General features: G+C 58.6%; 17 protein-coding genes and 2 rRNA genes. 12 read left to right on the top strand and 7 right to left on the bottom strand.

Features of this window, described 5'->3' with window-relative positions:
- Together DXT77_RS26645 and rrf are read left to right on the top strand one after the other, a co-directional pair.
- Positions 1–111 (top strand): 23S ribosomal RNA (locus DXT77_RS26645); the annotation flags it as partial.
- 154 nt (positions 112–265) lie between these two features.
- A 5S ribosomal RNA gene (gene rrf, locus DXT77_RS26640) occupies positions 266–381 on the top strand.
- A gap of 127 nt (positions 382–508) precedes the next feature.
- Here the strand turns inward: rrf and DXT77_RS26635 are convergent.
- Together DXT77_RS26635 and DXT77_RS26630 are read right to left on the bottom strand one after the other, a co-directional pair.
- Entirely contained in the window at positions 509–1,714 is a 1,206-nt protein-coding gene (locus DXT77_RS26635; protein ID WP_119429793.1) for an ISL3 family transposase, read from the bottom strand.
- Positions 1,715–2,091: 377 nt separating this feature from the next.
- Positions 2,092–2,973 (bottom strand): lysozyme inhibitor LprI family protein, encoded by an 882-nt coding sequence (locus DXT77_RS26630; RefSeq protein ID WP_256663046.1) that lies wholly within the window; start codon positions 2,971–2,973, stop codon positions 2,092–2,094.
- 227 nt (positions 2,974–3,200) lie between these two features.
- On the opposite strand from DXT77_RS26630, the gene DXT77_RS26625 reads away from it, so the two are divergent.
- From DXT77_RS26625 to DXT77_RS26610, 4 genes are all read left to right on the top strand, one after another.
- The gene (locus DXT77_RS26625) at positions 3,201–4,805 is read left to right on the top strand and encodes a tetratricopeptide repeat-containing response regulator (protein ID WP_085711011.1); all 1,605 of its coding nucleotides are present in this window, start codon (positions 3,201–3,203) and stop codon (positions 4,803–4,805) included.
- Positions 4,802–5,494, top strand: coding sequence for a sensor histidine kinase KdpD (locus DXT77_RS26620; protein WP_119429792.1), 693 nt, complete (start codon positions 4,802–4,804; stop codon positions 5,492–5,494). The genes DXT77_RS26625 and DXT77_RS26620 overlap by 4 nt, the downstream gene beginning before the upstream one ends.
- 219 nt (positions 5,495–5,713) lie before the next feature.
- On the top strand, positions 5,714–6,955 hold the full coding sequence (locus DXT77_RS26615) for a glutamine synthetase family protein (protein ID WP_178083498.1): 1,242 nt from the start codon (positions 5,714–5,716) through the stop codon (positions 6,953–6,955).
- 68 nt (positions 6,956–7,023) lie between these two features.
- On the top strand, positions 7,024–8,394 hold the full coding sequence (locus DXT77_RS26610; protein WP_119429790.1) for an MFS transporter: 1,371 nt from the start codon (positions 7,024–7,026) through the stop codon (positions 8,392–8,394).
- Positions 8,395–8,469: 75 nt separating this feature from the next.
- Here the strand turns inward: DXT77_RS26610 and DXT77_RS26605 are convergent, their stop codons facing one another.
- From DXT77_RS26605 to flgA, 4 genes are all read right to left on the bottom strand, one after another.
- On the bottom strand, positions 8,470–9,204 hold the full coding sequence (locus DXT77_RS26605; protein WP_119429789.1) for a flagellar brake protein: 735 nt from the start codon (positions 9,202–9,204) through the stop codon (positions 8,470–8,472).
- Positions 9,205–9,299: 95 nt separating this feature from the next.
- Positions 9,300–9,767 carry a flagella synthesis protein FlgN gene (locus tag DXT77_RS26600; RefSeq protein ID WP_114884859.1) on the bottom strand — a complete coding sequence of 156 codons (468 nt, stop codon included), beginning with the start codon at positions 9,765–9,767 and terminating at the stop codon, positions 9,300–9,302.
- A gap of 48 nt (positions 9,768–9,815) precedes the next feature.
- Positions 9,816–10,142, bottom strand: coding sequence for a flagellar biosynthesis anti-sigma factor FlgM (gene flgM, locus DXT77_RS26595; protein WP_085711005.1), 327 nt, complete (start codon positions 10,140–10,142; stop codon positions 9,816–9,818).
- A 194-nt stretch (positions 10,143–10,336) separates the two neighbouring features.
- A complete protein-coding gene (gene flgA / locus DXT77_RS26590; protein WP_119429788.1) occupies positions 10,337–11,098 on the bottom strand; it encodes a flagellar basal body P-ring formation chaperone FlgA in 762 nt (253 codons plus the stop codon).
- A gap of 82 nt (positions 11,099–11,180) precedes the next feature.
- Between flgA and DXT77_RS26585 the strand changes: the two genes are divergently transcribed.
- The 6 genes from DXT77_RS26585 to flgE all read left to right on the top strand — a co-directional run bounded on the left by DXT77_RS26585 (position 11,181) and on the right by flgE (position 16,173).
- Positions 11,181–12,113, top strand: coding sequence for a chemotaxis protein CheV (locus DXT77_RS26585; RefSeq protein WP_065258844.1), 933 nt, complete (start codon positions 11,181–11,183; stop codon positions 12,111–12,113).
- Positions 12,114–12,160: 47 nt separating this feature from the next.
- Complete coding sequence (gene cheR, locus DXT77_RS26580) at positions 12,161–12,988, top strand: protein-glutamate O-methyltransferase CheR (RefSeq protein ID WP_007960327.1); 828 nt, start codon at positions 12,161–12,163, stop codon at positions 12,986–12,988.
- 242 nt (positions 12,989–13,230) lie between these two features.
- A complete protein-coding gene (flgB, locus tag DXT77_RS26575) occupies positions 13,231–13,638 on the top strand; it encodes a flagellar basal body rod protein FlgB (RefSeq protein WP_025112931.1) in 408 nt (135 codons plus the stop codon).
- Between the two features lie 3 nt (positions 13,639–13,641).
- Positions 13,642–14,085 (top strand): flagellar basal body rod protein FlgC, encoded by a 444-nt coding sequence (gene flgC, locus DXT77_RS26570; protein ID WP_054593596.1) that lies wholly within the window; start codon positions 13,642–13,644, stop codon positions 14,083–14,085.
- 15 nt (positions 14,086–14,100) lie between these two features.
- Positions 14,101–14,829, top strand: a complete 729-nt coding sequence (gene flgD / locus DXT77_RS26565; protein ID WP_119429787.1) for a flagellar hook assembly protein FlgD — start codon at positions 14,101–14,103, stop codon at positions 14,827–14,829.
- A 30-nt stretch (positions 14,830–14,859) separates the two neighbouring features.
- Positions 14,860–16,173, top strand: a complete 1,314-nt coding sequence (flgE, locus tag DXT77_RS26560; RefSeq protein WP_119429786.1) for a flagellar hook protein FlgE — start codon at positions 14,860–14,862, stop codon at positions 16,171–16,173.
- A gap of 736 nt (positions 16,174–16,909) precedes the next feature.
- Here flgE and DXT77_RS26555 read toward each other — a convergent pair.
- A complete protein-coding gene (locus DXT77_RS26555; RefSeq protein WP_119429785.1) occupies positions 16,910–19,804 on the bottom strand; it encodes a ribonucleoside-diphosphate reductase subunit alpha in 2,895 nt (964 codons plus the stop codon).
- Positions 19,805–20,308: the final 504 nt, after the last annotated feature.

The raw sequence follows: 20,308 nt of genomic DNA, 5'->3' as shown, positions 1-20,308 counted from the left end.
ACCTTGAGTTCCCTGAAGGGCCGTCGAAGACTACGACGTTGATAGGTTGGGTGTGTAAGCGCTGTGAGGCGTTGAGCTAACCAATACTAATTGCCCGTGAGGCTTGACCATATAACACCCAAGCAATCTGTAGACTCGAAAGAGACCAGATTGCGGTGTGTGAAGACGAAAGAACCGAAAGTTCGACGCTTACAAAACACCGAAAACTATCCATACCCAATTTGCTGAAGCGAGGCCATCCGGCCACGAGTCAGTACCCGAATTTCTTGACGACCATAGAGCGTTGGAACCACCTGATCCCATCCCGAACTCAGAAGTGAAACGATGCATCGCCGATGGTAGTGTGGGGTTTCCCCATGTGAGAGTAGGTCATCGTCAAGATTAAATTCCGAAACCCCAATTGCGAAAGCAGTTGGGGTTTTGTTTTGCCCGCAGGAAAGTTTCTATTTCTGCTTATCCATTGAGCACGCAAGACCTGGCTAAAGTTTGCTCGCTTAAAAAAGGTTCTTCACGGATTACCGGGAAAGACGCTCTTGATCTTCATGAAAAAGAATTCGCTATCCCGGTAACCGTACGTCATCCGTTTGATGACCTTTATTCGATTGTTTATTCCTTCCAACTGACCGGTGTGCATCGGCCAGCGAACCCGACTCACGATTCCCCGCCAGTAACCCTTTAGCCGTTTGGCAAACTGGATCAGGGCCGGAATTTCGCTTTCATGAGCATGGCGCAGCCATTGCTTCCAGGCCGATCTCCAGGCCCAGGCGGTACTCGGTGCCCAGAGTGTTTTGAGTTCAGCCTTCATCAAATAGACCGTCATCAGTGATTGGTTGGCTGCCAATAAATCCTGCAGGTGAACCTCTTGTTCAGGTGTTTTCAGATTCTGCGGATTGCGCAGCAACAGCCATCGCGCTTGCTTGATGACCTTGCGAGACGGCTTATCGTGACGTAGCCGGTTGGCTTCGTCGACGCGGACCCGGTCAATGACCTCTCGGCCGTATTTGGCCACTACGTGAAACAGGTCGTAGACCACTCGTGCTTTCAGGCAGTGCTGACGAACTTCCAGGTCAAAAGCGGTGTTCATGTCCATCGCCACCGCTTCGATTTTGGCGCAACCTTCTGGCCCAAGCTCTTCAAAGAACGGCCTGATCGCCGCCGGGCTGCGGCCTTCGCCGATCCACAGAAACCGTCGTGTGTCGGCATCCAGCACAACGCTGGCGTAGCGATGGCCTTTGAACAACGCGAACTCATCCATCACCAAACGTCGTGGTTGCGCCTTTGGCAGTTCGCTCAATAACGCCTGCAAAGCGCGACGTTCCAGCAGTCTAACCGTGTCCCAATGCAGGCCAAACATTTGGGCCACGTGCAGGGTGGGAAGGCGCTCGCAAGCCCGAATAACCGCATCGGCCAGGCGGCGCGTCATACGCGCATAGCGATCCAGCCAACTGACGGCCTCCATGCGTTTGCCACAATCGCGGCAGCCAACTCGCCTGAGCAAAACGTTGAGGCGTACCGCACGGCCAACAATGGGCAAATCACGAACGACTCGCTCGCAATACTCATGAGTGGTTGAACAGGTTTTTTTGCAGCCGCCACAGGAAGGGAATCGGGTGGCGTGGGGTGTTAGATCAATCTGGAGGGCGTCACCATCAGGCTTGATGTTGACGACAGAAAAGCCCTCCCAAAAAGGAAGGAAAGTATTAATATCGTGCATAAGAACGCCGGTTTGTTAGATGTGTTTGCTCGCACGAACATCATCAATCAAATCGGCGTTCTTGTTTCTGTGTTTCCCGGGATTCCGTGAAGAACCTTAAAAAAGCCCCGCGCAGGGTGACCTGGCGGGGCTTTTTATTGTGCGTTTCACAGATTATTCTGCGGCGCGGCCTCCGACTTCGCCAATCGAAGTACTGATCTCGATAATGCGTCGTCGGCCATTGACCTCGTAGCTACGCTCCTCGTCTCCCCCGCCTGGCTTACGCAAGGTCAGTTGCGCAAACAAGCCACGTTTTTCGCTGTAGGTTCCGAACCAATTGTTCAATCGAGCAATAAAGCATTCTGTGTCAATAATGACCGGGAAGTCGGTCACTGACTCTATGGCGTAATAGCCCGCGCCATAGCTGTAATACTCCTCACTGTCGTTGACTGATGGAGGAACAGGACAAATGGGCTGTCTCTCCTGCCCGGAAACGGGCGGCTCTTCATCCATCTGCCGGCAACTGATTCCTGACCGCGCGCGGCTGTTCTGCGGATAAATCTATCGCCATTACGGCGGTAGGTTTCGATGAAGGTGAACAGCCCCGTACCGCCTGTATAAATCTGAACAATCAGATCGCGATGACCGTCGCCATCCAGATCAAGCAAGGTAAACGAGGTTTGACCGAGTTCGGTGTCGGCATCAAGGTTCGAGGCTTGCAAGGCGCTCCATTCACTCTGGCTAACGCCTTTGGGAGTGGTCTTGGGGAAGTGCGTTTTTTCGGAGTATTGATCATCATCAGGCTCAGCAGAAAATGAGGTCTGGCCATTTTTGATCGTCAGGGCGTCGAGTGTTCGCTCCAGCGCAAACTCCGGATCAGTTTTGCTTGTCGCACGGATGTTCTTTTGCAGATCCTCCAGAACCTCTTGGTCGATCTCACTCGGTTTGTAGACAACAGCTTCCTTCCACTGCGCCTGCAACAACTGCAAGCGTTCGCGATAGCTTTGCCCGAGGCACGAAATGTCGTCGGCACACTCGCTCCGTGCTTTCAGCCAAAGCCGTTGAGTACGCTTGAGGTCCGGCAGTCTATCAGTGGGGCTCTTCATCAATCCCCGATAAACCACTCCCATCTGCGCATCCAGTTCATATAGCCCTTTATCGGCGCAAATAGTGTTTTCGACGATGTTTACCGCTTTTGTGCAGTCCATTCCGGTCGCCATTGCCTGCTGGAGAAACAGCAGAACGCCGGCGGACACGATGTAGCGTCCTTTGATGTACACGATCCAAGCCTTTTATGAGGGAGTGAGCAGCCGAACAGGTCAGCTGTTGCATAAGGAATCTTGAAGTGTCTGCTTCAGAGAACGTCACTTCTGGCCGATAACCCGATCGGCACTTGCAATCTCATCGGCTGTGCATGAAATCGCTTGATAGCATTTAGCCTCCAGTTATCATCTGCGCGCTTGTGAAAGCCCTCGGTTCTTCTACTTCAATTGTCTGGAAATCCTCGATGCTGTCGTATCACCAAAAGAGTTTTCTGATCGTCGATGATTTCTCGGATTTCCGCAGTTCCGTACGCTCGATGTTGCGCGAGTTGGGCGTCAAGGACGTGGACACCGCTGACACCGGTGAGCAGGCGCTGAAAATGTGCGCGCAGAAGTCCTACGATTTCATCCTTCAGGATTTCCACCTGGGTGACGGCAAGAAAAACGGTCAGCAGGTGCTGGAAGACCTGATGATGGAAAAGCTGATCAGCCACGAAGCCGTGTTTGTGATGGTCACCGCCGAGACTAGCCAGGCGATGGTACTCAGTGCCCTGGAGCATGAGCCGGACGCCTATCTGACCAAACCGTTCAACCGGATTGGCCTGGCTCAACGTCTGGAGCGTCTGGAGCAGCGCAAAACCCTGCTCAAGCCGATTCTGCAGGCCCTTGATCGTGGCAAACCGGTCGAGGTGCTCAACGCCTGTATCGCCCTGTGCAAGCAGGATATCCGCTATTCGCCGCTGTGCCTGCGCTACCGCGCCGATGCCTTGCGCGACATGAATCAGAATGAAGCGCTTGAGCGTCTGTATGACAGCATCATCGCCGACCGGCCGTTGCCGTGGGCCTTTGCCGGACTGGGCAAGTTGCTGTTCAAGCGCGGTCAGGTGGCCCAGGCCAAAGGCGTGTATGAAAAAGCCCTGAAAGTGTTTCCGATGATGCCGGCGCTGTACGACGGCATGGCAGATGTTCTTGTGGCCGAAGGTGATACCAAAGGCGCACAGCGGACGCTGGAAGAGGCGATTCGCCTGTCGCCACTGGCGGTACGCCGGCAAGCGTTGCTCGGCAAACTGGCAATGGCCAACGAGGATTTCGACACGGCGTCGCGGGCTTACCGTCAGGCTGTGGCGCAGGGGGCGCAGTCGCGCTTCAAGGATCCGGAAAGCAACCTGGGTCTTGCCCATGCGCTGATCAGCAAGGGCAGCGAAAAGGGCCTCGATACCCGCACGCGGCTGGAGATCAATACCACCCTCAGTGCCGTGGCCAAGGAAAACCCGACCGATCCGGGCCTGCAGATTCGAGCGCGCCTGATGAAAGCTACCAGTCTGTTGCTCAACGACGCCGAGACCGCAGAGAAGCTCACTGAGCAAGCGCTGATGCGTCTCGACGGTATGGAGCAGTTCATGAGCCCCGAGGCCGCGCTGCTGGTCGCCAAGCAATTGCAGATGCTGGGGCAGGCCGAGGCGGGCACGTCGATGCTCAAGAGCTGTGCGGAAATCTACGGCGATGACCCGACGGTGATGAAAGACATCGCCAAGCTCACCGACGACCCGACTATTCTCAGCTCCAGTAATGCCGCCGCCGACCTCAACCGTCAGGGCGTGCGCGTGTACAAGACCGGCAACCTGGTGGAGGCCCGCGAAGTGTTCCGCAAGGCACTGAAGATGCAACCGAAGAACATCAGCATTGCACTGAACATGGCGCAGTCGCTGCTGCACGGCACCGACACCAGTGTGCCGTCAGCGGAGCTGGAAGAATGTCGGGCCTGCCTGAAAATGGTTGGCCTGATGCCCGACACCGACGCGCGTTATCCGCGTTATCAGAAGCTGAAAAGCAAGGCGTTTGGCGAATGAACCAAGACGAGCAGGCACTGGATTTTTCCACGGTGATCGCCTCCACCGTGCACGACATGAAGAACTCTCTGGCCATGCTGATGCAGGCCCACAGCCAATGGCTGGCGCGCCTGCCCGAGGACCAGCGTCAGGTGCCGGAGCAGGGCGTGATCGACTTCGAGTTCGCCCACCTCAACGGCATGCTGGTGCAGTTGCTCGGGCTGTACAAGCTCGGCGTCAACCAGATGCCGTTGCAGCCGGCCTATCATGAACTGGACGATTTCATCGAGGCGCAACTGGCGGCTCATCAAGAGGTTTTCGCCAGTCGCGGCATCGTCGCTACTTACGAAGTCGACCCGCTCAGTCCATTGGGGTTCTTCGATCGTGAACTGATCGCCTCGGTGCTCGGCAATTGCATCAACAACGCGATCCGCTACGCCCGTGAATCGATGCTGATCACCGTCAGCGATGAGGCCGGGCAACTGGTGTTGAGCATCAACGACGACGGTGACGGTTACCCGGTCGAGATGCTCGAGCGTCAGGCCGATTATGTGCAGGGCATCAATCACAGCAGTGGCAGTACCGGCCTCGGTCTGTACTTCGCCGGGCGCATCGCGGCATTGCATCAGCGCAACGGTGTCGGCGGTCGTACCGAGATCCGCAATGGCGGGCCATTGGGTGGCGGTGTGTTCAGTATTTACCTGCCCTGATTCACCAATTCATCGACTGACATTCTTTTTGTTGGCCGCTGCTTGATATTCCGAACAGCTGAAGCCTATTTTGTCCGGGTCGCCGTTCGCGGCTCGCACAATAACAAGGATTGCGTCATGACAACCGATGGCCAGCGTTCACTCGCGCAGCGATTGACGGGCATTGATGAAATTGAATGTGTCACGCCGGATTTGAACGGCGTGCCACGGGGCAAGGTAATGACCGCCGAGGGTTTCCTCGAAGGGCGGCGTTTGCAGATGGCCCGGGGGGTGCTGCTGCAATGCATCATGGGGGGCTATCCCGCTGCACGGTTCTACGGCAGCGATGACGGCGACCTCGCGCTGGTGGCCGATCCTGCGCAGATCCATCCTCTACCGTGGAGCCAGGAGCCGCGCGCGCTGGCCATCTGTGATGCCGATGAGCTGACCGGCGAGAGCTCCAACCTGTCGACCCGTGGCCAGCTCAAAAAAGTCATCGCCCGCTACGCCGCCCTCGGCCTGGCGCCGGTAGTGGCAACCGAACTCGAATTCTTTGTGTTCGCCCCGAACACCGATCCGACGCAACCGTTCCAGCCACCGGTCGGCCTTGACGGTCGTCGCGAGGACGGTCACTCGGCGTTCAGCGTCAGCTCCAACAACGGTCTGCGACCGTTCTTCAGTGAAGTCTATAAATGCATGGCGGCCCTGGGCCTGCCGCGCGATACCTTCATGCACGAAATGGGCGTCAGCCAGTTCGAGATCAACCTGTTGCACGGTGATCCACTGTTGCTCGCCGACCAGACATTCCTGTTCAAGCACCTGCTCAAGGAAGTCGCGCTCAAGCATGGCCTGACCGTGGTCTGCATGGCCAAGCCTTTGGCGCACACGCCGGGCAGTTCGATGCACATCCATCAGAGCATCGTCGAGATCGGCAGCGGCAAGAATGTATTCAGCGACGAGAACGGTCAGCCAACCGCGATGTTCCGCCACTTCATCGGCGGGCAGCAGGCGGGCATGGCGGACTTCACCGCGCTGTTTGCGCCGAACGTCAATTCCTACCAGCGCCTGTGCCATCCGTTTGCCTCGCCGAACAATGCTTGCTGGTCCCACGACAATCGCGCGGCGGGTCTGCGGATTCCTGCCAGTTCGTCGGTCGCCCGTCGGGTCGAGAACCGTTTGCCGGGCGCCGATGCCAACCCCTACCTGGCGATTGCCGCGAGCCTGGCGGCCGGCCTGCACGGTATCGAGCATGAGCTGGAGCCGACTGCGCCGATCCAGGGTGAATTCGAAGTGCCAGACAATCTTTCGCTGCCGTGTACGTTGCACGCCGCGCTCGAGCGTCTGAAACGCAGCCAGTTGGCCAAGGAACTGTTCGGCAAGGAGTTCGTCGAAGGCTACATCGCTTCGAAGTCCATGGAGCTGACCAGTTTCTTTGATGAGATCACTCCCTGGGAACGGCGCGTTCTGGCAGCCCAGGCCTGACGAAATGTCGTCATCGGGCTATCGTTCGATAGCCCGACACTCACCGCAAGGAGCCGCTCGGAACGCCGATGCGCCAAATCTGGAAATCCTTTCGAGCGCTGTATTTCGCCTCGCTGATGATGTTGATCGGCTCGGGCCTTCTTTCCACTTATCTGGCTTTGCGCCTGGCGGCCGACCATGTCGACGGACTGTGGGTCGGTGCGTTGATGGCGGCCAACTATTTCGGTCTGGTTCTGGGCGGCAAGATCGGGCACCGCCTGATTGCCCGGGTCGGACATATCCGCGCCTACTCGGCGTGTGCCGGGATCGTCGGCGCGGCGGTGCTCGGTCATGGTCTGGTGGACTGGCTGCCGGCCTGGCTGGTGCTGCGGACCATCGTCGGCCTCGGCATGATGTGCCAGTACATGGTGATCGAGAGCTGGCTGAACGAGCAGGCCGACGCCAACCAGCGCGGCGTGGTGTTCAGCGGCTACATGATTGCCTCGTATCTGGGGCTGGTGCTCGGTCAGCTGATTCTGGTCATGCACCCGGGCCTGGGCCTGGAACTGCTGATGCTGGTCGCCCTGTGTTTTGCCCTGTGTCTGGTGCCGGTGGCGCTGACCCGGCGGATTCACCCGGCACCGTTGCATCCGGCGCCGATGGAGCCGCGCTTCTTTATCAAGCGCGTGCCGCAGTCGTTGAGTACGGTGCTCGGGGCAGGGCTGATCATCGGCTCGTTCTACGGTCTGGCACCGCTGTATGCGTCGCAGCAGGGGCTGTCCACCGAGCAGGTCGGTCTGTTCATGGGTACCTGCATTTTTGCCGGGCTGTTGGTGCAGTGGCCGCTGGGCTGGTTGTCCGACCGTTATGACCGGGCCCTGCTGATCCGTTGCTTTGCCGGGTTTCTGGCCGTGGCCGCGTTGCCGCTGGCGATCATGCCGCAGGTGCCGCTGGAGATTTTATTCGTCGTCGGCTTCCTGTGTTCGCTGGTGCAGTTCTGCCTGTACCCGCTGGCCGTGGCGTTCTCCAACGACCATGTCGAAGGTGATCGGCGGGTGTCGCTGACGGCGATGCTGCTGGTGACCTACGGGGTCGGTGCCAGCATCGGGCCGCTGCTGGCCGGTGTGTTGATGAAAATGTTCGGCAGCCAGAGCCTGTATGCGTTCTTCACCTTTTTCGCGCTGGTGCTGGTGTGGCGCATCCGGCCGAAAGCCGTGACCAACCTGCACCAGGTCGACGACGCACCGCTGCATCACGTGGCGATGCCGGACAGCATGTCCAGTTCGCCGCTGGTGGCGGCGCTCGATCCACGGGTCGACGAGCAAGTGGTGCAGGAGCAGATGCAGACCACGGTCGCACCTGAACCGGCACCCGAGCCTGCCACTGAACCTGAATCACCTGTGGAGCCGGATGTTGGCAAGGACAATCCTGCGCCGGACATCAGTGGCGCCAGGCCTTGATCCTTTAAAAACACCAGGCATAAAAAAACGGGCAGTCACCGCAAGGGACTGCCCGTTATTCAGGGTGCGTACGAATCAGAGATCGTCTTTGTCGAAGCGCCGTGCTTCACGTTGCAACTGATAGACGAAACGCTCGACGTTGCGCGCTGCCGGGCCGCTGATGTTGTGAAAGCGCAGGCCGGCGAAGGTGATGTTGAGTTTTTCTTCGAAGTGCAGGTAGCGCAGCTCGACTGCCGCTGGCTGGTTGCCGAACAGCGGCGGGGCGATCAGGCGATCGTAGACCTGGCCCAGTTGCAGGCGGTCGGTGATGTCGCCTTCGAAACGCAGCTTGCAGCCAGTGGCGGAGATATCCAGCAGTTTGCCACCGATCGGCGACTTGAGCTTTTCGCCGCCCAGTTCGACGCTCACCAGATCGGTCAGCTTCAGTGCGGCGCGGAAGGCGTTGCGGCGCTGGTGATAGACCACTTCGGTGGGCATCTCGCCGACATAGAAGCGATCACCGTCAGATTCCTTGATTTCCAGCGTGCCGTTGTATTCCCAGGCGATGCGCACGCCTTCGTGGAAGCCTTCGACCTTGAAGGGTTCGCCAGCCAGCAGGAAGCGCTCGCCATCGCGCGGGATCATTTCGTCCAGGGCAATGGTCGCGGTTTCCCGGTCGACCTTGATCAGGTAGCTCTGGAAGCGCTGGCTGCGCTCGTGAAAGGTGATGATCAGCGGATCGTGGCTCTCTTGCAGCTGGCGCAGATTGCTGGAGATCTCCAGGGGCGTGGTAAGCACCTTTGGGGGCTGCGGAGCGTCATCATTGGACACGTTAAATCAATCTCCAGACAAATTTTGACTACGGCTGGCCAGTATTTTGCCAGCATGTATCGCGCGTTGATAGGGCGCAAGCATGGAAGAAAGCATCACGCCTGGCTGAGCGCGCGCGGTTTCTGCAGTTTGGAGAAGGTGCCGCTGGCATCGTAGAGCGCGGGAGGCTCGCCACCGGTGAGGATTTTCAGCTGATTGGCCGTGGCGGCCTGCTGCATAACGATCGACTGGCCATTCTTGACGTTGGCCGCCTGGCACTGGGCGATCAGGTCAGTCAGGACATCGCTCTGGCTCAGCAACTGATCGCCGATGCTCGACTGGCTGGCCAGTTGTTCAAGGCCCTGGCGGTCGAGCGACAGATTGAGGCTGGCGAGGATTTCGCTGCGCTTGCGGCCATGCTGCTCGAGCAGAATGATCAATGCCTGTTTGCGCGCCAGAATTTCTTCCAGCAGGGGCATGTCGCGACCGTGCAAGGCGAGGGACTCGGTATGCAGTAACTCCAGCAGTTGTTGAGCTGGAGCAAAGTCGTCGGTGATCAGTTGCAATAAAGTAGTGTCGTGCATGGCTGGCCTTGGGTTTTAAGCGTCCAAAAGCCTGGCGCAGGCCGAGGCCTAGCGCTGGGCTTCGAAGTTGAGCAGTTTGCTGGCTACACGGTTGCTGTCGACTTTGTAGCTGCCATCGGCAATCGCTGCTTTCAACTCGGCCACGCGGGCTTTGTCGACGGCAGGCTGATCGCGCAGCTTGTCAGTGACCTTCTGCAACTGTTGAGCCTCATTGCTGAGGTGTACCGATTCCCCGCTTTTTGCGGTACTGGCCTGTTCGGCCGGGGTATTCAGCGGCGCGGAGGTGCCGGTTTCGGCGGTTTCCTTGGGCGCGCTGGTACGTGTACTGCCCGTAAGTGACGAGGAGCTGTTCAAACGGCTGAAATCGATGACCATGTTAAAAACCTCTGGGAATTTGGACGCTTGCCATGTTCTCGGCCATCCCCTGGAAAACTTTAGGCTCTTTTACCAATGAGCCTGCATGCGCCGCACAGATCCTGCTGCGGCACAGTTTAGGGAACAGCTCAGGTTGGCGCCAGTTTTCTGCGCGATCACTCACGAGGCTTTCCTGTCATTGCTCCAGTCGCTGCTCACATTGCCACTTCCACCTGGCCCGGCGCCATGACCTGCGCCTTGATGACCCGCTGGGAATTGAGGTTTTTCACTCGGATCTGTTCTTTCAGGCCGCCGTTGGACAGCGCCTCGCCCGGCATGCGCACGGACAGCGTGCCGCTGCGGGCGGTAATCACCACTTGATCACCTTTGCGAACGACTTCCGCCTGTTCCAGATGCACAAGGGTAATCACCTGATCGGCGACCGTTGGTCGGGTCAATTTCTGCCCGATCGCCTCATCCACCGACGTCAGAAAGCCCTGGTTGATCAGGCTGACATCATGCTCGCGCAGGGTCACGTCCTGGGGCTCGATGATGCCGGCGCGCTTGAGCGGGCGAGTGGTGGTCACGACCGGGCGAAACAGGCGGACTTGAGCGGGTACGAACACGGTCCAGGGGGAGGCGCCTTCACAGCGGACCTTGACGGTCACACGACCCAAAGGACGCCCGGGACTCTCCAGGGACGCTGTCAATTCCTTGTCGCACATAGGCATGCGCATGCGCGGATCGAGCTGCTTGACCTCGATTTCATAACGCCCTTCTGTTTGACTGGTAGCCAGATAGTCTTCTACGGTGAATTCAAGAAAGCCCTGAGTGACGCCGATAAGCATGTCAGGCAAGGTAACCGCATCAGCACTGGCAGGGCTGCCCGCGAAAAACAGGCAAGCGGCAGACACCGCGCAAAGTCCTCTGCGGATAGGGGATGTCAGGCGTCGGAAAAATGTCGTTTGAATGTTCATACGAGTTAAAAAGCAAGCGCCGTGCCGTTTAGCAATGAATGTGCGTCGCAACAACACTTGGCGTTGGTGTAGGAGTCTGGGCATGGCTGGTGTAATGGATTCGGTGAACCAGCGCACGCAACTGGTGGGGCAGAATCGCCTGGAGCTGTTGTTGTTCCGTCTCGACGGCCAGCAGCTCTACGGGATCAACGTGTTCAAGGTTCGGGAAGTGCTGCAGTGCCCGCAACTGACGTTGATGCCCAAGTCCAGTCCTGTCGTGTGCGGGGTGGCGAATATCCGGGGGGCGACCATTCCGATCCTCGATCTGGCAATGGCGACCGGCTCCGGGGCGTTGAAAGACAAGAACAGTCCGTTCGTGATCATCACGGAATACAACACCAAGACCCAGGGTTTCCTGGTGCGCTCGGTGGAACGTATCGTCAACATGAACTGGGAAGAGATCCATCCGCCACCCAAGGGGACCGGTCGCGATCATTACCTGACTGCTGTGACTCGGGTGGACAATCAGTTAGTCGAAATCATCGACGTGGAGAAGGTGCTGGCGGAAGTCGCACCGACACCGGAAGCGATTTCGGTCGGCGTGGTGGATGTCGAGACCCAGAGCAAGGCATTGTCATTGCGTGTGCTGACGGTCGATGACTCGTCGGTGGCGCGCAAGCAGGTGACGCGTTGCCTGCAGACGGTCGGTGTCGAAGTGGTGGCGCTGAACGACGGCAAGCAGGCGCTGGATTACCTGCGCAAGCTGGTCGACGAGGGCAAGAAGCCGGAAGAAGAGTTCCTGATGATGATCTCCGACATCGAGATGCCGGAGATGGACGGGTACACCCTGACGGCGGAAATCCGCGGCGATCCTCGCATGCAAAAGCTTCATATCATCCTGCATACTTCGTTGTCGGGTGTGTTCAACCAGGCGATGGTCAAGAAGGTCGGTGCCGATGACTTCCTGGCCAAATTCCGTCCTGATGACCTGGCATCCCGGGTAGTCGACCGGATCAAAGCAGCAGATATCAGCTAAGGGCCTTCTGCCCCTGGCGTTCAACACGATTTAAGAGGCGGCATCATTTGTCTACGGGTAATTTGGATTTCGAACAGTTCCGGGTCTTCCTGGAAAAAGCCTGTGGCATTTTGCTCGGTGAAAACAAGCAGTACCTGGTGTCGAGCCGTCTCAACAAACTGATGGAGCAGCAAGGCATCAAGTCCCTGGGTGAGCTGGTACAGCGCATCCAGACCCAGCCGCGCAGCGGTTTGCGCGAGCAGGTGGTCGATGCCATGACGACCAACGAAACCCTGTGGTTTCGCGACACCTATCCGTTTGAAGTCTTGAAGAACAAGGTGCTGCCCGAGGCGATCAAGGCCGCTCCCAACCAGCGTCTGCGGATCTGGTCGGCGGCCTGCTCGTCGGGTCAGGAACCCTATTCGCTGTCGATGTCGATCGACGAGTTCGAGCGGACCAACATCGGTCAGTTGAAGATGGGCGTGCAGATCGTTGCCACCGATCTGTCCGGCAGCATGCTGACCAACTGCAAGACCGGCGAGTACGACAGCCTGGCGATCGGTCGCGGTCTGTCCGCCGATCGTCTGCAGCGCTACTTCGACCCGAAAGGGCCGGGGCGCTGGGTGATCAAGGCGCCGATCAAGAACCGGGTGGAATTCCGCTCGTTCAACCTGCTCGACAGCTACGCCAGTCTTGGCAAGTTCGACATCGTGTTCTGCCGCAACGTGCTGATCTACTTCTCTGCCGAGGTGAAGAAAGACATCCTGTTGCGCATTCACAGCACGCTGAAGCCGGGCGGTTATCTGTTCCTCGGCGCTTCCGAAGCGCTGAACGGTTTGCCGGACCATTACCAGATGGTCCAGTGCAGCCCGGGGATCATTTACCAGGCGAAGTGACCGGCACCGGCAACACAAAAAAACGGGAGTCCTCGGGGGCTCCCGTTTTTTTATGCCTGAGGTTTTTTGCGGTGGCGGCAAGCGGCAGAAAAGCGGCATCCGGCGGAAACCCGTTGCCGCTTTTCTGGCATTGCCGCCTTGCCGACCCCCTGCAAAGCCCCGGAAACCGGGGCTTTTTAAAACTGGCACGACGCTTGCTATAACCCTGTTACGAAAAACCCGGTCACCTGAAGGTTCCCGACATGAGCATCAGCTTCGATAAAGCGCTCGGAATTCACGAAAAAGCCCTGGGCTTCCGCGCCCAGCGTGCCGAAGTCCTGGCCAACAACATCGCCAACGCCGACACCCCGAACTACAAGGCTCGGGATCTGGATTTCTCCAAGGTGCTCGAAGCACAGAGCCAGAAGAACGCCAACGGCACCATCGCCCTGAACATGACCAACAGCCGTCACATCGAAGCTGAAGGCCTGGGCAATGGCGACGAGTCGCTGATGTATCGCACGCCGATGCAGCCGTCGATCGACCAGAACACCGTTGACGCTCAGCTTGAACAGTCGAACTACGCGGAAAACGCCGTCGGCTTCCAGGCCAGCTTCACGCTGCTCAACAGCAAATTCAAAGGGCTGGTGTCAGCCCTGCGCGGAGAGTAATCCATGTCCCTGTCCAGCGTTTTCAACATTGCCGGCAGCGGCATGAGCGCCCAGACCACGCGTTTGAACACCGTGGCTTCGAACATCGCCAACGCCGAAACCGTCTCGTCGAGCATCGACCAGACCTATCGCGCCCGTCACCCGGTGTTCGCCACCATGTTCCAGGGCGGCCAGAGCGGCGGCAGCAACTCGCTGTTCCAGAACCAGGACGCCGCAGGCCAGGGCGTGCAGGTGCTCGGCGTGGTCGAAGACCAGAGCAACCTCGAAGCGCGCTATGAGCCGAACCATCCGGCCGCCGACGCCAAGGGCTACGTCTACTACCCGAACGTCAACGTGGTGGAAGAAATGGCCGACATGATTTCCGCGAGCCGGTCCTTCCAGACCAACGCCGAAATGATGAACACCGCCAAAACCATGATGCAGAAGGTACTGACCCTCGGTCAGTAATAAGGGGCGACTGCCATGAGTGTTACCGATACCACCAGCAGCCTGACGATGAACGACATACTGGCCAACTCTTCGAAGAAGACCAGTAGCACGACCACCGGCGGCATCGCTTCGGCTACCAACAGCGCCACCGGCGGCCAGGCCCTGGGCAAGGATGCGTTCCTGCAACTGCTGGTGACCCAGCTGAAAAACCAGAACCCGCTCGACCCGCAGGACAACAGTGCATTCGTTGCCCAGCTCGCGCAGTTCAGCAGCCTCGAGGGGATCACCACCCTCAACAGCACCGTGAGTTCGCTGGCCGGCAACTACAACTCGTCGCAAGCCCTGCAGGCTTCGTCGCTGGTCGGCCGCAACGTGATCGTGCAGACCAACTCGGTCCAGCTCGACGATCCGAGCAAAGGCATGACCGGTTCGGTCACCGTTCCGTCGTCGATTGCCGGCGGCACCGTCAGCATCACCGACAGCAGCGGCACGGTCGTTCGCACCATCGATCTGGGCAGTCGCGCCGCCGGCAATGCGAGCTTCACCTGGGACGGCAAGGACAAGGACGGCAACCTGGTGAAGACCGGTACCTATACCGTCAAGGCCAACGCCTCGATCAATGGCACCGCGACCGACCTGGCAACTTATCTGCCGGCCACCGTCACCAGCGTGACGATCAGCCAGACCGGTGGCGAGCTGATGCTCAACCTGTCCGGCAAGGGCACCGTCGCCCTGTCCAAAGTACAAACCATTGGTATATAGAGCCGACTAACCGGCACAAAGGAGTGGAATATGTCTTTCAATATCGGCCTTAGCGGTCTCTATGCAGCCAACAAGCAACTGGACGTGACCGGCAACAACATCGCCAACGTCGCGACAGCCGGTTTCAAATCGTCCCGTGCCGAGTTTGCGGACGTCTATTCGGCGACTCGCCTGGGCAGCGGCAGCAAGGTCATCGGTAACGGTGTGCGCCTGGCCAACGTGTCCCAGCAGTTCACCCAGGGCGACATCAACAACACCGGCAACGTGCTCGACATGGGTATCAACGGCTCGGGCTTCTTCACCCTGAGCGACAATGGTTCGATCACCTACACCCGTGCCGGTACGTTCAAGGTCGACAAGGACGGCTTCATCACCAACACCGACTACACCTCGCGTCTGCAGGGCTATGGTGTGGATTCCAACGGCAAGATCATCAACGGCGTGTTGACCGACCTGAAGATCGATACCTCGAACCTGGCGCCGAAGTCCACCTCGCTGGTCACTTCGACCATCAACCTGAACTCGACCGCTCCGGTGATCGACGATACTGTGGCAGCCGGTAAATTCGACCCGACCAACACGGCGACCTACACCAAGTCGTTCAGTACTCCGATCTATGACAGCCAGGGCAACCAGCACACCATGGATCAATACATGGTCAAGACCGGTGCCAACACCTGGAAGGTCTACACCCTGGTGGACGGTCGTAACCCGGATGCTACCGGCAGTGATCCAAAGGTCACCGCGCCAGTGGCTTCCACCATGACCTTCGACTCCACTGGCAAGCTGACTCAGGTCAGCACTCCACCAGCCACGATCAGCAGTGACCTGAAGCTCACTGGCTGGGTGCCCGGGACTGTGACCAATGGTGTCTGGGCTGCCAACGGTGCTTCGGCGAACCCGGCCGGCATCACCATCTCCATGGCCAAGACCACTCAGTACAACGCCGATACTGCGCGTTCGATTCCGACCCAGGATGGTTATGCCACCGGCCAGATCACCAACCTGACCATCGACGGTACCGGTACCCTGTTCGCCAACTTCAGCAACAACCAGAGCAAGGCCATCGGCCAGGTTGCTCTGGCCAGCTTTACCAACGAACAGGGTCTGCAGCCTGTAGGCGGTACTGCCTGGAAAGAAACCTTCGCTTCGGGTATCCCGGGCTACGATGCGCCGGAAACCGGTACCCTGGGTTCGGTCGTATCCAACTCGCTGGAAGAGTCGAACGTTAACCTGACCAACGAGCTGGTGGATCTGATCAAGGGCCAAAGCAACTATCAGGCGAACGCCAAGACCATCTCGACCCAGAGCACCATCATGCAGACCATCATTCAGATGACCTGATTTTTGGTTGTTCAAGGAGCCCCTCTTTTGAGGGGCTTTTTTTGTTTGGCGTGGCGTCCTTGGAGACGACCATGCTTTGGTTGATTGGGTGAATATCCGTTGCTTCGGGTGTTGCGGCTGGCGGTTTCGCCCTTACTGCGAGTCACTTTTGACAAACGCCTCAAAAGTAACCAAAAAGTCTTTACCCTGACGTTCGGCCCTCGCTGTGGCTCGGGTTCCTTCGCTCCGGGATTGATCCGGGAGCATCGCCTACGGTTTGCTTCGCTGCACCTCCTCTCGATGCATGCGGCTGCGCCGCACGGTCGCTGCGCTCCCACCCCCGGATCAATCCCTCCACTCAGCCTGCCGACGGGCCCTGCGATCAAAAGCGGTACTCGAGCTAACGCTCATCGTGTTGAGTGGTGGAGAGCGAAAGCCAAAGGCAAAGCCAAAGCCAAAGCCGAGGCAGGAGTAGGAGTAGGAGTAGGAGTAGGAGTAGGAGTAGGAGTAGGAGTAGGAGTAGGAGGCAGAAGAAGCTGAGTTGCATGGCATGTGTTTTAAACCCCGAGTTCACCTCGGTATTTCACGTCGGCGTACCTCTACCAAACAACTCGGTCGGTTCCTTCTCCCTAGGGGAGAGGGCTAGGGTGAGGGGGCTTTTGATTTTTTGTCGCGGGCAAAAGAAAACCCCCGACAAACCAGAAGCCTGTCGGGGGCTCTCGGATCAGGCGTTTCGCAACGCCTGATTCAGCTCAGCTTATTGGCAAGCTTCGCAATCCGGCTCGTCGATGGCGCAAGCCTTCGGTACTGGAGCAGGGCCGGCTGGCGCTGCCAGGACCGAATCGTCACCGTGGTTGCCGCCGCTGGAAACAGCGTTCAGCTTGCCGGTGTTGATGGTCGACTTCTCGGTGCTGGTTGCGGCCAGGGCACGGAGGTAGTAGGTGGTTTTCAGGCCACGGTACCAGGCCATGCGGTAGGTCACGTCCAGCTTCTTGCCCGATGCGCCGGCGATGTACAGGTTCAGCGACTGGGCCTGGTCGATCCATTTCTGACGACGGCTGGCGGCGTCAACGATCCACTTGGTGTCCACTTCGAACGCGGTCGCGTAGAGCTCTTTGAGTTCTTGCGGGATGCGCTCGATCTGCTGAACCGAACCGTCGTAGTACTTCAGGTCGTTGATCATGACCGAGTCCCACAGACCGCGAGCTTTCAGGTCGCGAACCAGGTACGGGTTGATCACGGTGAATTCGCCCGACAGGTTCGATTTCACATACAGGTTCTGGTAGGTCGGTTCGATCGACTGCGATACGCCGGTGATGTTGGCGATGGTTGCGGTCGGTGCGATGGCCATGATGTTCGAGTTACGGATGCCTTTCTGTACACGGGCGCGAACCGGTGCCCAGTCCAGGGACTCGGTCAGGTCGACGTCGATGTACTTCTCGCCGCGGGCCTGGATCAGGATCTGTTGCGAATCCAGTGGCAGTACGCCCTTGGACCACAGCGAACCCTGGAATGTCTCGTACGAACCGCGCTCGTCAGCCAGGTCGCAGGAAGCCTGGATCGCGTAGTAGCTGACCGCTTCCATCGACTTGTCGGCGAACTCGACGGCAGCGTCGGAACCGTAAGGGATGTGTTGCAGGTACAGCGCGTCCTGGAAGCCCATGATGCCCAGGCCGACCGGACGGTGGCGGAAGTTGGAGTTCTTCGCCTGCGGTACCGAGTAGTAGTTGATGTCGATCACGTTGTCGAGCATGCGCACGGCGACGTCGATGGTGCGCTTGAGCTTGGCGGTGTCCAGCTTGCCGTCGACGATGTGGTTCGGCAGGTTGATCGAGCCCAGGTTGCAGACCGCGATCTCGTCCTTGTTGGTGTTCAGGGTGATCTCGGTGCACAGGTTCGAGCTGTGGACCACGCCGACGTGCTGCTGCGGGCTGCGCAGGTTGCACGGGTCCTTGAAGGTCAGCCATGGGTGGCCGGTTTCGAACAGCATCGACAGCATCTTGCGCCACAGGTCTTTGGCCTGGATGGTCTTGAACAGCTTGACCTTGCCCGGGTACTCGGTCAGGGCTTCGTAGTACTCGTAGCGCTCTTCGAAGGCCTTGCCGGTCAGGTCGTGCAGGTCCGGTACTTCGGACGGCGAGAACAGGGTCCACTTGCCGTCATCGAAGACACGCTTCATGAACAGGTCAGGGATCCAGTTGGCGGTGTTCATGTCGTGGGTACGACGACGGTCATCACCGGTGTTCTTACGGAGTTCGATGAACTCTTCGATGTCCATGTGCCAGGTTTCCAGGTAGGCACACACAGCGCCTTTGCGCTTGCCACCCTGGTTAACGGCAACGGCGGTGTCGTTCACCACTTTCAGGAACGGAACCACGCCCTGGGACTTGCCGTTGGTGCCCTTGATGTACGAACCCAGTGCACGAACCGGGGTCCAGTCGTTGCCCAGGCCGCCGGCGAATTTCGACAGCATGGCGTTGTCGTGGATCGCGTGGTAGATGCCCGACAGGTCATCCGGAACGGTGGTCAGGTAGCAGCTCGACAGCTGTGGACGCAGGGTACCGGCGTTGAACAGGGTCGGGGTCGAAGCCATGTAGTCGAACGAGGACAGCAGGTTGTAGAACTCGATCGCACGGTCTTCTTTCTGCTTCTCTTCGATCGCCAGGCCCATGGCCACACGCATAAAGAAGATCTGTGGCAGTTCGAAGCGCACGCCATCCTTGTGGATGAAGTAACGGTCGTACAGGGTCTGCAGGCCCAGGTAGGTGAATTGCTGGTCGCGCTCGTGGTTGATCGCCTTGCCCAGTTTTTCCAGGTCGAAGTCGGCCAACACAGGGTTCAGCAGTTCGAACTCGATACCTTTGGCGACGTAGGCCGGCAGTGCCTTGGCGTACAGGTCGGCCATTTCGTGGTGGGTCGCGCTCTCGGCGACGCCCAGGAAGCCCAGGCCTTCGGCACGCAGGGTGTCCATCAGCAGGCGGGCGGTCACGAACGAGTAGTTCGGCTCGCGCTCGACCAGGGTACGGGCGGTCATTACCAGAGCGGTGTTGACGTCGTTCAGGGCCACGCCGTCGTACAGGTTCTTCAGGGTTTCGCGCTGGATCAGGTCGCCGTCGACTTCGGCCAGGCCTTCGCAGGCTTCGGTGACGATGGTGTTCAGGCGGCCCATGTCCAGCGGCGCGAGGCTGCCGTCGGCGCGGGTGATGCGGATCGACGGGTGCGCTTGTACCGGTGCGTCGGCGGTGGTGCGGGTGGCGCGTTCCTTGGAACGGGCGTCGCGGTAGATCACGTAGTCGCGAGCCACTTTCTGCTCGCCGGCACGCATCAGGGCCAGTTCGACCTGGTCCTGGATTTCTTCGATGTGGATGGTGCCGCCCGAAGGCATGCGACGCTTGAAGGTTGCGGTGACCTGTTCGGTCAGGCGGGCAACGGTGTCGTGGATTCGCGACGAAGCGGCAGCGGTGCCGCCCTCAACTGCGAGAAACGCTTTGGTGATAGCGACGGTGATCTTGTCATCGGTGTAAGGAACGACAGTGCCATTACGCTTGATCACACGCAGTTGACCAGGCGCGGTGGCAGCCAGATCCGAATTCGAATCGGCGGCCTGCGGCAAGGTGCCCTGCGGGTTCTCGCGAGTTGTGTCGGTTTGCATGGGTGTCTCCACGTTCTCTATGTTTGTTTGGGCACCATCACGGTGCCCACCGTTCCGTCCTGAAGCACTACGACCGGCCAGCGCCGGGTAACGACTTCGGGACAGTTCAGGAAGTGGGCCTTGTGGGCGCCGCTTCCATGCCGAAGTCTTCGGTTCGCGCGATACGCGTGAAACCGCATTCCTTTCGGGGAGCAGTTTCGGACTGCAACACCCGTACCGTTTACGCCGTGATCGGCTGAAAAACGGTAGCCATCCGCAGGCGCGGTTTGGGCTTCTGAAAATACGTTTGGTTCAACCCGACAATGGCAATAAAAAGCCTTGAATTCACTGTCCGGTTTGTGTTTGGTTTTTGGCGCGAACCCCTACATGTAGGGTTTTTTTGAGCGCGGGCTACAAGATAATGCGTTTTGGGGGGCGATTGCAACGGACAGCCTGTGGATAACCCTGTGCGTAAATTGTGTGCGAAACAGGGAAAACCTTTGTAGGCCGTGAACCTGCTGAGCT

This window comes from Pseudomonas sp. 91RF, from assembly GCF_003576265.1.
Classification (GTDB): Bacteria; Pseudomonadota; Gammaproteobacteria; order Pseudomonadales; family Pseudomonadaceae; genus Aquipseudomonas; species Aquipseudomonas kribbensis.
The sequence above is the reverse complement of the archived record's forward strand: the minus strand, read 5'-3'. Positions and strand labels throughout refer to the sequence as shown.

What these genes read in the sequence shown, in the direction of transcription:
- flgD (WP_119429787.1), top strand. Translation starts at nt 14,101, where the DNA reads ATGAGTGTTACCGATACCACCAGCAGCCTGACGATGAACGACATACTG.
- DXT77_RS26615 (WP_178083498.1), top strand. Translation starts at nt 5,714, where the DNA reads ATGACCGCCGAGGGTTTCCTCGAAGGGCGGCGTTTGCAGATGGCCCGG.
- flgC (WP_054593596.1), top strand. Translation starts at nt 13,642, where the DNA reads ATGTCCCTGTCCAGCGTTTTCAACATTGCCGGCAGCGGCATGAGCGCC.
- DXT77_RS26625 (WP_085711011.1), top strand. Translation starts at nt 3,201, where the DNA reads ATGCTGTCGTATCACCAAAAGAGTTTTCTGATCGTCGATGATTTCTCG.
- DXT77_RS26610 (WP_119429790.1), top strand. Translation starts at nt 7,024, where the DNA reads ATGCGCCAAATCTGGAAATCCTTTCGAGCGCTGTATTTCGCCTCGCTG.
- DXT77_RS26555 (WP_119429785.1), bottom strand. Translation starts at nt 19,804, where the DNA reads ATGCAAACCGACACAACTCGCGAGAACCCGCAGGGCACCTTGCCGCAG.
- flgA (WP_119429788.1), bottom strand. Translation starts at nt 11,098, where the DNA reads ATGAACATTCAAACGACATTTTTCCGACGCCTGACATCCCCTATCCGC.
- DXT77_RS26585 (WP_065258844.1), top strand. Translation starts at nt 11,181, where the DNA reads ATGGCTGGTGTAATGGATTCGGTGAACCAGCGCACGCAACTGGTGGGG.
- flgM (WP_085711005.1), bottom strand. Translation starts at nt 10,142, where the DNA reads ATGGTCATCGATTTCAGCCGTTTGAACAGCTCCTCGTCACTTACGGGC.
- DXT77_RS26620 (WP_119429792.1), top strand. Translation starts at nt 4,802, where the DNA reads ATGAACCAAGACGAGCAGGCACTGGATTTTTCCACGGTGATCGCCTCC.
- flgB (WP_025112931.1), top strand. Translation starts at nt 13,231, where the DNA reads ATGAGCATCAGCTTCGATAAAGCGCTCGGAATTCACGAAAAAGCCCTG.
- DXT77_RS26600 (WP_114884859.1), bottom strand. Translation starts at nt 9,767, where the DNA reads ATGCACGACACTACTTTATTGCAACTGATCACCGACGACTTTGCTCCA.
- DXT77_RS26635 (WP_119429793.1), bottom strand. Translation starts at nt 1,714, where the DNA reads ATGCACGATATTAATACTTTCCTTCCTTTTTGGGAGGGCTTTTCTGTC.
- flgE (WP_119429786.1), top strand. Translation starts at nt 14,860, where the DNA reads ATGTCTTTCAATATCGGCCTTAGCGGTCTCTATGCAGCCAACAAGCAA.